Source organism: Pediococcus stilesii, from assembly GCF_001437075.1.
Classification (GTDB): Bacteria; Bacillota; Bacilli; order Lactobacillales; family Lactobacillaceae; genus Pediococcus; species Pediococcus stilesii.
This window is the reverse complement of record NZ_JQBX01000016.1, coordinates 28,147-40,737: the sequence shown is the minus strand read 5'-3', so window position 1 is coordinate 40,737 and position 12,591 is coordinate 28,147. Positions and strand designations below refer to the sequence as shown.

Genomic DNA, 12,591 nt, shown 5'->3' with positions numbered 1-12,591 from the left:
CGGAAACTCTTGCCTTTCGGAGTTCGACTAAAATCAGGATGTGAAAGAAACCGGGTAGAAGTTGAGGATTAGTCTAGCTATGCCGAATATCCACGGGCTTGGTGGATGTTGGTCATGGCGTAACTAACCGCAGACTTCTGGTTTCTGGAACTCAACTAAAATCAGGATACGGAGAAAGATGGGCTGAGTTTGAGGACTAGCATAGTCTGGTGCAAGGACTTGCGAAGCAAGGCATTGTGCTGGACGTAGCTAGCCACAGAACTCAATCTTTCGGAGTTCAACTAAAGCATACGCAAAAACCTCTAAAAATTTCAATTATAAAAAGGACAGGACATGCTTATGAAAACATCTGGCAAAGTATTTTTATGGATTGTTAGTATTATTATCGCAGTAGGAATTGGATTTGCGATTCCTGGATTTGCGCAACAGCAAAAAAAGCAGTCACAAACGACCATACCAACCTTTTATCTCCATGGTTACAGTGGGACGGCTAACTCGACCAATGGCATGATCAGTTACGCTACTAAAAATAGCAACGCTCATAAGGTATTTACGGCAACCGTAGATAAAAATGGTAAAGTCACTTTAAAAGGTGATTGGAGTAAGGACGTATCACGCCCAATCGTCCAGGTCGTTTTCCAGGATAATCGCAATAACAACTTCAAAGTTACTCAATCTTGGTTTAAAAACGTGCTTACGGCGGTTAATAAAAAGCATTCATTTAAACAATTTAACGCTGTTGCACATTCGATGGGAAATTTAACCTTGATGTACTATGAACTCTATAATGGGCCTAATAAGAAGCTACCTCAGTTACAAAAACAAATTAATATTGCGGGGCATTTTGATGGCATTCTTGGCCGGGATGACAAGGCGAACGAGAATACCATCCAAGCGAATGGTGAGCCTAAAATTTTAAATTCTTACTATAAAGATCAGCTTAACCGTCGCAATAACTTTCCAAAGGACCAGGTTGATATTTTAAACATCTATGGTAATTTAAACGATGGTTCAAACTCCGACGGTGATGTAACTAATGTTTCTTCACAGTCGTTAAGATATCTCCTCCGTGGTCGCTTCAAAAACTATGAGGAATTCCGTGTCTTTGGTCCTAAAGCTCAACATAGTCAACTCCACGAAAATGAGCAAGTTGATAAACAGATCAGTAACTTTCTATGGTGATTAAAAGCGTGTCAAAAGCCAATCCATCGACTTTTGACACGCTTTATTTTAATTAGATTACTACAAAAATAAACGTTTATTTTTTTAAAAAAGATATAATTTGTTCTTCAATTAATCGGAGATCATGTTGTTCATCTTTAACCCCTAAAAAGCGCGATTGGATCAAATAGCTTCCAATTGAGCCAATCAGAGTCCGAACAAGCGTAACTTCATCCAGATCAGAACGAATTTCCCCTGTATTTTTTAGAATTTGACCCACCTCATTTGGAATGGATCGATCTGATCTCTTCAGAGTATCAATAATCAATTTTCTAACTTGTGGACTTACTAATACCTGGGTCATCAAAATCATAACAGCATCCTCATTATCTTTAGCAAATTTATATCGGTTTTGAACAAAAAAATGAACAAATTCTCTAAGTGTCTTAAACTCTTTTAATTTTGCTAAAAAATCATCTCGATATAGTGGGAAGAAATTCTGCATCACGGGCCCTATAATCGCGACCAATAAGTCTTGTTTTGTTTTAAAATATTTAAAAATAGTTGCTTGACTAACTCCAGCGTACTCAGCAATTTGCGCCGTTGACGTTCCATCGTAACCCTGCTTTGCAAATAGGTCCAATCCGGCAAGCAAAGTTTTTTTCTGGCCATTGGGTATTTTTTGATCTTCAAGCCAGATTCGATAGTTATCAAATATAATTCCTGTCATTTTCTACACCTTCCGATATCGTTTTAATCCAATAATATTCAGAATTGTTAACACTACTAGAAAAATTAGTAGCACTCCGATATCCCCGCCAAGGTCGAATAAGCTTGTTCCCCGCATCATAATCTGACTAACGGCATCACCGGCGTATTTAAGCGGGATTATATATGAAATATTCCGAACCCAATCTGCCATCGAATCTAGCGGAATAATTCCCGCAAAAAAGACCTGCGGAACAATTACGAGCGGGATAAACTGCATCATTTGAAATTCAGAATTGGCGAAAGTCGAAAGTAAAATTCCAAATGCTAAGGCTACCAGCGCTAGAAGTAAATTGATCACGATGATATTAAACACGCTACCAACAACTTCTGTTCCCAATAACCCGATCGTCACCAATACAATTACTATCGTTTGTAAAATTGCAATTACACCATAGCTAAGCATATATCCAAAAACAATTTCGGATCTTTTAACCGGGGTAGCCAAAAGACGGTCGAGTGTACCACTTGTTCTTTCCTTTAGTAATGCCATTCCCGACACTAAAAAAACAAAGAAGAAGACGAAAAATCCCATTAAAATTGGCAATATTTTATCAAAAAAGCTCGTATTCGCATCGCCATAAACATAATGGTTTATTAGTTTTGGTGCTTGAGGTTGAGATGACTCCTGCGGTGCATTAACTTTTGTTTTAGTGATTGAAGCTAACTTCGCTTGTAGTTCAGAAATTGCTGCGGTACTCTTCTTTAAACCTTGTTTTAATTCACTAATGCTATTAGCCGTGAGTGCGTTGCCAAAGGCCATTTTAACCGCATTTGTCTTGGAAGCATCCGTATTTGCGTATGTTAATCTAAAGTTGTTACCATCCTTTTCAACAATCGCGTCGTTCTGCTCGTCATCTAAACTTTGTTTTGCTTTTTGGTTTGTATCATATTCGGTTACTTTCACATGTTTAATCGAGTCCAATTCACGATTTATTGACTTAGAAACTCCTACCGTAGCAACGCTAACATTGGTCGTTTCATTATTGTTAAAAATAAAACTCATTAAAAGTAAAATTAGTATTGGAGCAAGAAACATTAATGCAAGTGTACGTTTATCTCGGAAAAGTTCAACTAGCACCCGTCGCATGATCGATATAGTTCTCATTGTTCAGCCCCCTCTGCTTTCAAAAAGACGTCTTCGATTGTTGGCACCTGATACTTCCTTTTAAGCTCTGTCGGACTGTCCAACGCAATCACATCGCCATTCAAGATTAATGCCACCTGGTCCACTTGTTCGGCTTCATCCATCACATGGGTGGTTACTAAAACACTTTTACCATCATTTTTTATTCGTTTTAGCTCCGCCCAAATCTGACGCCGCAATGCTGGGTCAATCCCCACCGTTGGTTCATCTAAAATTAACAACTCGGGATCACCCAACAACGCAATTGCCAAGGAGAGCCGTCGCATCATCCCACCCGAATATCCTTGTACTTTACGGTTCAACGCATCCGTTAAATCAACGACTTGACTAACATGCTGAATTTGTTCTTGAAGTTGTTGTCCTTTAATTCCCTTCATTTGCGCATAAAACTTGAGGTTTTCGCGACCAGTTAGCGTCAAATATAGTGCGTCGGTTTGCGCCATATAGCCGATCCTTGAAAGCAAGGTCCGATTAGGCATCTTTTGGCCAAAAATCTTGGCTTCACCCCGATTGGCGACTTCCATTCCCAGTGCAATTTTAATAATCGTTGATTTCCCCGACCCCGAAGGTCCAATCAAACCAACAATTTGCCCCACATCAACGTTAAAATCAATTTCTTTTAAAACTTCTTGTTTGCCAAATTTTTTAGCAATTTGACTTAATTCAATTATTGGTTGAGTCATTTGCTTTCCTCCAATGTAAAAAGTGAATGGACAGGTGAGTGATTAATCACTTATTTAAGGATATTCTATTCCATTTCCTATAAATGTCAACATCTGAAGTTCAATTAAAGTTAAAATATGAAAAGATACTTCAATTTAAAAATAATGCTTGCTAATTACGCGACGTCATTATGTATAACTAAGCTAAGGAGGTGATTTTCAATGTCGACTTATACAACTGGAGATTTGGCCCGAAAAGTTGGCGTTTCAATTCGGACGGTTCAATATTATGATCGAAAAAAACTAGTAATCCCTTTTAAAATATCCGAAGGTGGACGAAGAATCTATTCTGACACCGAACTTAAACGTTTGAAATTTGTACTATTATTAAAATCACTTGGCTTGTCATTAAGCACAATTAGAGATTTACTCGACAGTTCAGAATTCAATAATGTATTAAAAGATCTTTTAAAACAAAAAAGAACTCAACTCGATCAGGAAATTTCAGAAAAAAAGGATCAACTTGATTCGATCATTAAGGTTGAAAATGGTCTGAATAACGGACTACCGTTATCTCCAAATTCATTAAATGACGTTGAAAAGATCATGGAAAAAAGCAAAAAATTATTTTGGCTCAGAACGCGTTTAATTGCGTTTGGCCTTATACTCGATGTGCTTGAAATCGGTGTTATCTGGTATGGAATCGTAACCGGAAACTGGCTACCTTGTCTTGTTGGCTTTATCGCAGTTTTTATTTTTGTTTACTTTTTAATGACGAATTACTATAGAAATGTCCGCTATATCTGTCCAAACTGTGAAAAAATCTTTCAACCGCGTCTTAAAGATTTTTTCTTTTCACGGCATACACCTAAAACGCGTCAATTAACCTGTCCTAACTGCCATTATCATGGATTTTGCGCTGAAATCTCGAAATAAATTAATTTCTCTAAATTTCCTAACGAAGTATTTTGTTAGGGAATTTTGTTTTATACTGAATAAAAACTTAAGGAATGTGATCATATGAGTAGTATTTATATCAAAAAAGCTAAAATTGAAGATCTTTCAAAAATTATGGAAATCATTGATGCTGCAAAAGCACTGTTAAAAAAAGATGGAAGCCCCCAATGGCAAGATGGCTCACCTAATATCAATACACTTAGGCAAGATATTCAAAATAATGAATGCTGGTTACTGATGGTGGGAAAAGAGATCGCCGGAACGGCAACGTTATTAACTTCAAATGATCCTCATTATGATGTCATTAAAGACGGCCATTGGAAAAATATTATCGAACAATACGCGACCATTCATCGAATTGCCATTTCGTCAAAATTTCGAGGTATGTCGCTTAGCAAATTTTTCTTTTCAAACTTAATTTCCATCGGTTATCAACAAGGACTGCATAACTTTCGAATCGATACACATGAAATGAATCGCCGCATGCAAAAATTGATCACTGATTTTGATTTTGAATACACCGGAATTATTTACGTAAATGATCATGAGGACGGTCGACGGGTTGCTTTTGAATTGAATTTGTAATTTGATATCCAAGTGAATTCTTTGTTACAATGATCAGATTATCAATCTACATGGAGGAAAAGATTTGACTTACGCAAGTTTTATCGCTAGTGCGACCGTAATAAAATTAGGACGTTTTTCTGCATAATAAATTTAAGGAGCATAAAATGAAAAACGTCCAAAAACAAGTTCCATCACTATTAATTATTATTGTTTTAGTTGGCTTTCCACAAATTAGCGAGTCAATTTTTACACCTGCCTTACCGGCATTAAGTAACGCACTCAATGTCACGGCCAAAACGGGACAACTAACAATGAGTTCATACTTCGTTGCTTTCGCTATCGGGGTTCTTTTCTGGGGTGGTTATTCTGACCACGTCGGACGTCGAAAAGCAATGTTAGGTGGACTAATCGTTTATTTAATCGGAAATATTGGGCTACATTTTGCACCTAATTTCGCAATCTTAATCTTTTTCCGTCTCGTGCAATCTTTCGGAGCCAGTGCCGGTTCCGTTGTCACGCAATCCATCATGCGTGAATCCTATACTGGTGCTAGGGGTGCTAAAGTTTTCGCCAATGTCGGTGCTGCTTTAGCCCTCTCACCCGCAATTGGGCCACTTTTAGGTGGAATCGCGCAGACCTACTTCGGATATCGAAGCGTCTTTTCCATTCTAATCGCTATCGCAGTTAGTCTAATTTTTTATACCTTTTTGGGGTTGCCGGAAACCAATCACAATATTAATTCAAGTGAATCTGCACCATCAGCCAAATCAATCACGCTGCGCTTACTGACAGATAAAAACGTTTGGGTCTATTGCCTATTGATTAGCGGAATTAACGGCCTTCTCTTCAGCTTTTATGCTGAAGCGCCTTTTATTTTTATCAACCATTTTCACACTAGTTCCGTTCAATACGGTGTTTTAGGTGTAGTAATTGCCCTTTCTAGCATTTTAGGATCAATTACCATTAACCGATTAGTGACAAGATTCAGTCCAACCAAAATCACTAAGTTAGGATTGCTAATAGCTCTAATCGGCAGCCTCCTACTAGTTGGCGCCGGATTTGCCGATAACATTATTCTATTTATTATTTGCATCTTTGTTCTATTCTACGGCGTCTATGTTACCCTTCCCATGGCACTTAATCTCGCACTAGTTGGCTATGAAGAAGTAATTGGTGTTGCCAGTGGAATATTTAGTTTCATTTACTACCTCGTCATCAGTTTCTTTACTTATCTGATGAGCGTCTTGCATACCGGTTGGATTGGCGTGCTACCACTTTATTTCTTAGGAATCACTGGTTTAATGACGGTCAGTTATTTTTTGAGGTTTAGACACGAATAAAATAACTGAATTTTAATATTTTTTCAACAAAGAAGGGAGATGACATAAGACGTCATCTCCCTTTTATAATTTCAAATAATATTTTTATATCATGACCGTAATTGTTGCGGCGACTAAAATTAACACCAATCCACCGATTGTCACAGCCATTTCTTTTGGCGTTTTCTTCTGACCTAAGAACCAGATTCCGGTTAAAGTTGCCAACACAACGGAAGTTTGCGAAAGGATAAATCCTGTTGCGAGACCGTTCATGTTTGGTTGAGCTGAAATCAAGTACGTCAATGCCGCAAAGGCAAAGAAGAATCCAGAAAAAATTTGGCGATATGATACAGACTCAGTCAACGCTAACTTTTCTCCACGCATTGAGAGGAACAGCGCATAAACCACTGCTACAATCACCATTCCGATTGCTTGGGGAAGAAAAGCATGCATCCCGTCAACCTTTGTCGCTTGAGGAGCTGCAGAATATGCCCAATAACCGATTTCACCAACGGCAAGCCAGATCACTGCTTGCGTCAAAAGCTTTGAGCCCTCTTCGTTTTTATGTTCCTGCCAAACAGTCAAGGTTGCACCAATAATGATTAATACCAATGCCAACCCACCAAAAATTTTAGCGTTCACTCCGGGCCAATTGCCCAGCGCAATCACACCCCAAAGTGAGGCTCCTAGAAGTTGAAATGCGGTCGTAATTGGCATCGCCCGTGACGAACCAATCATTGTAAAACTTTTGAAAGTAATGATTTGGGCACTGGCCCAACCAATTCCAGAAAGAATTGTAAATACCAAATCCATTCCTGTCGGCATTGCTAGTCCATTGACCATTGCCAAGACTAAAGCGAAAATCAATGTACCAAACGTTGTTCCTAAGATTTGATTGACCGGACGACCACCAATTTTTGATGCAATCGTGGGAAAGAGCCCCCAACCAAGTAGCGGTCCAAGTCCAATTAGTAATGCTGTAGCGTTCATGTGTTTCCTCCTTATGTCAAATAACAGTGACTTCTAATTAAAATACAACGCCACTCTCTAAGATTATATTAGAATAAGGAGTCATTTCGCCAGTACGAATAAATGCGTGAGCATCACTAAGATCTTTTTTCATTTCTGAATGTGGAATAAACGTAACTGGTGTATCCGGCATTAAGTCCTTGATTTGTTCAAGCATTTTAGGATTTTCAGTTTTAATTTCTTCAGCAAGATAAATTCGTTGTACCTCAAGCTCTTCCAAAACGTTCGTCAAAACTTGAATGAAACTTGGAATTCCATTATCAACAGCTAAATCAATCTTTTCTGTTCCAGCTGGAACGGGCATTCCAGCATCACCAATACTCAATGTATCAAAATGGCCCATTTGAGCGATTACACGTGAAATATCTGAGTTAATTACCTTTGTTTTTTTCATTTTAAAATCTCCTTGTATTTGCTTGATTTTATTTTTGTGGTTTAGTTGAATTTCAGAAACCAAAAGCCTCCGATTTTCTCCACATCCTTTATTTTAGTTCCTTCTTATATGGAATCGATGGTTGTGCACCAAACCTTTGAACAGTTAGTGAGGAAGCTTTATTTCCGTACAAAATGGCATCTTCTAGGTTGCTAAAATCTTTGTTCAAAACACTACTCATGGCTCCGATGAATGTGTCCCCAGCAGAGGTTGTGTCAACTGCTTTAACCTTGAACGCAGGGACAATACCGCTCTTACCAGCAACATCGTAGAAAGTTCCCTTGCTTCCGATGGTGATCAATACGGCTTCAATGCCTTGGTCATGAAGTACCTTAGAAGCCTTCTTCATACTTGCTTCATCGGTAACTTCAATTCCAGTTAAAATTTCCGTTTCTGTTTCATTAGGAATAATCATGTCGGTCACTGCTAGTAGATCATCTGGCACTTTTTCAACAGCAGGAGCTGGATTAAGAATCGTCTTAACACCAGCTTCACGAGCGATCTTAAAGGCTTCCGTAACTGAATCTAATGAGCTTTCAAATTGAGCAATGATGAAGTCACTTTCTTTAATTAAATCTGCTTTAGATTGAACATAGTCAGGAGTAAACGCTTCGTTTGCACCGGCGTGAATCATGATTTCGTTTTCTCCGGCATCGTCAACAACAATGTAAGCTTGCCCTGTGGCTTCGTTATCAATCGTTGTTACACCTGATAAATCAATATCTTCATGTTTTAAAAGTTCAAGCATTGCGCGACCAGCATCGTCATTACCAACCGCCCCGATAAAATTAGTCTTTGCTTCGGAACGTTGAGCAGCTACCGCTTGGTTAGCCCCCTTGCCCCCACCAGCAGAAAAAATTTCCTTGGTATGCATTGTTTCGCCGGGTTTTGGCATCTGTTTGACGCGAATTGTTCGATCCAAATTAATGCTTCCGATAATAGTTACAGTATTCATATTGTGACCTCCACTTACTAGCTGAAATAAATTTATTAAAACGTTTTAATAAAACGTTTTATTAAAACGTTTTAATAAAACGTTTTATGAAAACGTTTTAATCGGTTAAGAAAAATATAGCACATTCAAATTATTAATTCAAATGCGCTGTTGAAAATCTTTCAATCAAATTAACCGGTAACATCCGTTCTTCCCAGTCTTTAGATGGGTTTTCGATTCTTTCTAATAACATTTTTGCGGTAATCTGACCTAACTCAAAAATCGGCTGTGCAATCGTCGTCAATTGTGGAACCATGTACTCACACATATCGATGTTATCATAGCCAATCACGCTGTAATCTGCTGGAATTTTTTTACCCGCTTCTGACAATCCCAAGTATAATCCCAAAGCGATTTCATCATTAATGGCAAAGATCGCAGTGGCTGTTGTTTTTAAGACGGCTGGTACTGCCGCTCGACCACCAGTTTTAGATAATTCGGCATCCACCAAGTCAATCTGTTCTTCACCATAAATCGACCGGACTCCAGACAGCCGTTTTTGAATATTTGCAGGGGCGTTTTTGGGCATTGCAATTGCAATTTGCTCGTGTCCAAGTTCTTTTAAGTGCTGAGCCGCCAATTGGCCTCCCGTATAGTCATCGGTAATAATTGCGTCACTGATTCCCTCGGCCTTTTTTTGGTCAAGAACGATAAACGGGTGTCCATTGGCCTTCAAAGTTGCATTAATGGATTCGTTGGAAATTGCCGAACTCGCGATGATAAAGCCATCGACGCCTCGCCGAGTGAGTTCCCGCAAGTAAGTATCTTCCTTTTCTTGATCCAAATCGGCATTACAAAGCATCGTAATGAAGTTTTCCTTATATAAAATATTTTCGATGCCGCGAATTAACTCACTAAAAAAAGGATTAGTAATATCTGGAATTAACACTCCAATGGTCTTACTTTCCTTCATTATCATTCGACGAGCAAAATAATCAGGTTCATAACTCAATTCATCTCGGGCTTTTAGCACCCTTCTAACCGTTCGAGGAGTAAAATTTTGTTCATATCCGTTTAAAATTCGAGAAACGGTGGAAACCGAAACCCCAGATTTTTTTGCGACGTCCTTAATTGTTATCTTTTTATTGTCCATATTTTTCACCATAATTTAAAAACGTTATTCTTTTATCAGTTTACACCAATATACGTAAATAATCGCCGTCTATGTCTGTTTAATTCGAGTATCGAACCCATACCGGCTCTTCCTTGCTCGTATATTAAAATAATGTTGAGCCAAGGATTCAGCTGTTAAGTAAAAAAAGACAAAACAAATTTGGTTTCTTTTCAATAACCTTATCAAAATCGCTACCTTAAAGCTATTAAAGCCATAGATTAAGATTAATCCAAATGCCAATAACGGCCGACGCTACCATGATACTGCCAACTCCAACCGCTGCTTTTTTCAAAGAATTTTTAATATGGAAAAGTTTCATTACCCAACTAATGATGACTACCAAAAGATTTTCACCCGATCCACCACTTTCGAGTGCATCTAATAAATCTTTTTCGTTTAAGAGCGAGCCGCTTACAACGAATACTACACCAGTTATCAATACAATGAACCACGCAATCCTTATCCACGTGGTAGTGTTGACACCAAATACCGCGTCTGCCGCAACCGTCAAACCTTCAATGTTAACCATGGCGCCCCTCCCTATAAAATCTGTAATAAATTCAGTTATAGTTCAAAAGTTGAAAAAACACGCTTTTATACATTTTAAGGTTTATTTTAACCAAAGGCAAAAATTACATACCGTTTTTACTTATTAAAGGATAGATAATTTTATAGTTTTCGACGCAGATTAATTCGCATATAACAAAAATCGGGCTGCGACCGATTCTTGTCGTAACCCGATTACTTACATTTTAAACAAATTATGAACTTCAATTGTAGTTAAAGTTCTCTACACTCTTTACTTAACTAATCCCATAGTTTGAAGGATCAAATAAATATTTAATAAAATCAGGACAATTGTTGCAGTCCAAGCGCACCACTTAACCCATGTTTTATTAGCAAATTCACCCATTAATTTCTTGCTACTTGTATACATCACCAGTGGGATTACCGCAAATGGTAATGCCACACTTAGGAATACCTGTGAGAACGTCAATAAGTTTTCAATCTTAGCTTCATTATCATGATAATAGATTGCGAAGGCTAATACCGGAGCCACTGATAGCAAACGTGTTACTAATCTTTGAACCCAAAGTGGCACCCGTAAACGAATGAAACCTTCCATGATAATCTGTCCTGAAAGCGTTCCGGTAATTGTTGAACTTTGACCAGAAGCCAGCAATGCAACTGCGAATAACATACTTAGCATTGGACTAGCAATGGCACCAACAATTTGGTTGTTACTAAGAGCATTGAAAAGATCAACAAATCGTCCAAGCGAACTATCCGTTCCATAAAATAGCGCTGCTCCTAAAATTAATAGCAAACTGTTAACAATGAAAGCTAAAAATAACTGCATATTAGAATCAATTGTTGAAAAACGGATGGCTTGTGCAATATTCTTTCGGTCTTGACGCTCAACTTCACGTGTTTGTGAAATTGATGAACCTAGATACAAATCATGCGGCATAACCGTCGCACCAACAATTCCTAGTGATAAATACAACATTGAGTTATTACCCAAGATTTCTGAAGATGGGAAGTAACCTTCGATAATTCCAGAAATACTTGGTTTTGAGAGAAACACCTCGTAAGCAAAAACAATTAAAATAACTGCTACTAAGGTTGCAACAATTGCCTCAATTTTTCTAAAACCGAGCTTCATCAATAGAAGCAAAATCAAAACATCGGCAGCGGTAATCAAAATACCGACAACCAATGGAATTCCAAACAACAACTTCAGCGCAATTCCTGAACCAATGATTTCGGCGATATCAGTCGCCATAATCGCTAATTCAGCAACAATCCACAGTAAGAACCCAACCTTTTTACTTGTTCGTTCTCGCGTTAGTTGCGCTAAATCTTTTCCTGTTACAATTCCAAGCCTCGCCGACATCGCCTGCAATAGCATTGCAATCAAACTGGAAAGTAAAATAACTGAAAGGAGCGTGTACTTAAACTGTGCCCCACCAGCAATTGATGTGATCCAGTTTCCTGGATCCATATAACCAACTGCAATTAAAATTCCCGGTCCGGAATACGCCATGAGCGTTTTCCAAAAGCCCGCGTTCTTCGGTACTTTAATACTACCGTTGATTTCGTCTAGACTTTTACTGTCTACTTCATCAAGTTTCTCTGACATATGAGTCCCTCTTTTCTATTGGTTTAGAAATTCGGTAACTTGAAATAAACTCTCCACCATAAAACTGACCCATTTTTAAGCGCGGAACTTGGTTAAAAATGGATCAATCGACAAATGAATTGTTAGTATATTCTTTTTCTAACGGAGCGCTCTTTTCAAAAACCATAACTACTATAACACATTAGTTAATGTTAGTGATAATTAAGAGTAGTATTTTTAAAGCTGATTTATTTGGTACCGCTTTACTATTGATAATAGCGTTGTTCATAAAATAGAATTTTTTTCATAATCAAAATT

General features: G+C 38.1%; 13 protein-coding genes. 4 read left to right on the top strand and 9 right to left on the bottom strand.

Features of this window, described 5'->3' with window-relative positions:
• Window positions 1-333: 333 nt before the first annotated feature.
• Window positions 334-1,182, top strand: coding sequence for an alpha/beta hydrolase (locus IV81_RS07445; RefSeq protein WP_236696851.1), 849 nt, complete (start codon window positions 334-336; stop codon window positions 1,180-1,182).
• A 76-nt stretch (window positions 1,183-1,258) separates the two neighbouring features.
• On the opposite strand, the gene IV81_RS07440 is transcribed toward IV81_RS07445, so the two are convergent.
• Genes IV81_RS07440 through IV81_RS07430 form a run of 3 tightly spaced genes read right to left on the bottom strand, consistent with a single transcriptional unit; the run spans window position 1,259 to window position 3,759 of the window.
• Window positions 1,259-1,891 carry a TetR/AcrR family transcriptional regulator gene (locus tag IV81_RS07440; protein WP_057803831.1) on the bottom strand — a complete coding sequence of 211 codons (633 nt, stop codon included), beginning with the start codon at window positions 1,889-1,891 and terminating at the stop codon, window positions 1,259-1,261.
• 3 nt (window positions 1,892-1,894) lie between these two features.
• The gene (locus IV81_RS07435; protein ID WP_057803828.1) at window positions 1,895-3,037 is read right to left on the bottom strand and encodes an ABC transporter permease; all 1,143 of its coding nucleotides are present in this window, start codon (window positions 3,035-3,037) and stop codon (window positions 1,895-1,897) included.
• Window positions 3,034-3,759, bottom strand: a complete 726-nt coding sequence (locus IV81_RS07430) for an ABC transporter ATP-binding protein (protein WP_057803827.1) — start codon at window positions 3,757-3,759, stop codon at window positions 3,034-3,036. Before IV81_RS07430 ends, IV81_RS07435 begins: the two co-directional genes overlap by 4 nt.
• A 201-nt stretch (window positions 3,760-3,960) precedes the next feature.
• Between IV81_RS07430 and IV81_RS07425 the strand changes: the two genes are divergently transcribed.
• From IV81_RS07425 to IV81_RS07415, 3 genes are all read left to right on the top strand, one after another.
• Window positions 3,961-4,674, top strand: coding sequence for a MerR family transcriptional regulator (locus IV81_RS07425; protein WP_057803825.1), 714 nt, complete (start codon window positions 3,961-3,963; stop codon window positions 4,672-4,674).
• An 84-nt stretch (window positions 4,675-4,758) separates the two neighbouring features.
• Window positions 4,759-5,280, top strand: a complete 522-nt coding sequence (locus IV81_RS07420; protein ID WP_057803823.1) for a GNAT family N-acetyltransferase — start codon at window positions 4,759-4,761, stop codon at window positions 5,278-5,280.
• A gap of 146 nt (window positions 5,281-5,426) precedes the next feature.
• On the top strand, window positions 5,427-6,602 hold the full coding sequence (locus IV81_RS07415) for a multidrug effflux MFS transporter (RefSeq protein ID WP_057803821.1): 1,176 nt from the start codon (window positions 5,427-5,429) through the stop codon (window positions 6,600-6,602).
• Window positions 6,603-6,686: 84 nt separating this feature from the next.
• Here the strand turns inward: IV81_RS07415 and rbsU are convergent, their stop codons facing one another.
• From rbsU to IV81_RS07385, 6 genes are all read right to left on the bottom strand, one after another.
• On the bottom strand, window positions 6,687-7,571 hold the full coding sequence (gene rbsU / locus IV81_RS07410) for a ribose/proton symporter RbsU (RefSeq protein ID WP_057803819.1): 885 nt from the start codon (window positions 7,569-7,571) through the stop codon (window positions 6,687-6,689).
• Window positions 7,572-7,608: 37 nt separating this feature from the next.
• Window positions 7,609-8,004 (bottom strand): D-ribose pyranase, encoded by a 396-nt coding sequence (gene rbsD / locus IV81_RS07405; RefSeq protein WP_057803832.1) that lies wholly within the window; start codon window positions 8,002-8,004, stop codon window positions 7,609-7,611.
• A gap of 88 nt (window positions 8,005-8,092) precedes the next feature.
• The gene (gene rbsK, locus IV81_RS07400) at window positions 8,093-8,998 is read right to left on the bottom strand and encodes a ribokinase (RefSeq protein WP_057803817.1); all 906 of its coding nucleotides are present in this window, start codon (window positions 8,996-8,998) and stop codon (window positions 8,093-8,095) included.
• 133 nt (window positions 8,999-9,131) lie between these two features.
• Window positions 9,132-10,130 (bottom strand): ribose utilization transcriptional repressor RbsR, encoded by a 999-nt coding sequence (gene rbsR / locus IV81_RS07395; protein ID WP_057803816.1) that lies wholly within the window; start codon window positions 10,128-10,130, stop codon window positions 9,132-9,134.
• A gap of 226 nt (window positions 10,131-10,356) precedes the next feature.
• Window positions 10,357-10,680 (bottom strand): hypothetical protein, encoded by a 324-nt coding sequence (locus tag IV81_RS07390; RefSeq protein WP_057803814.1) that lies wholly within the window; start codon window positions 10,678-10,680, stop codon window positions 10,357-10,359.
• Window positions 10,681-10,950: 270 nt separating this feature from the next.
• Window positions 10,951-12,294 carry an Nramp family divalent metal transporter gene (locus IV81_RS07385; protein ID WP_057803812.1) on the bottom strand — a complete coding sequence of 448 codons (1,344 nt, stop codon included), beginning with the start codon at window positions 12,292-12,294 and terminating at the stop codon, window positions 10,951-10,953.
• Window positions 12,295-12,591 lie beyond the last annotated feature (297 nt).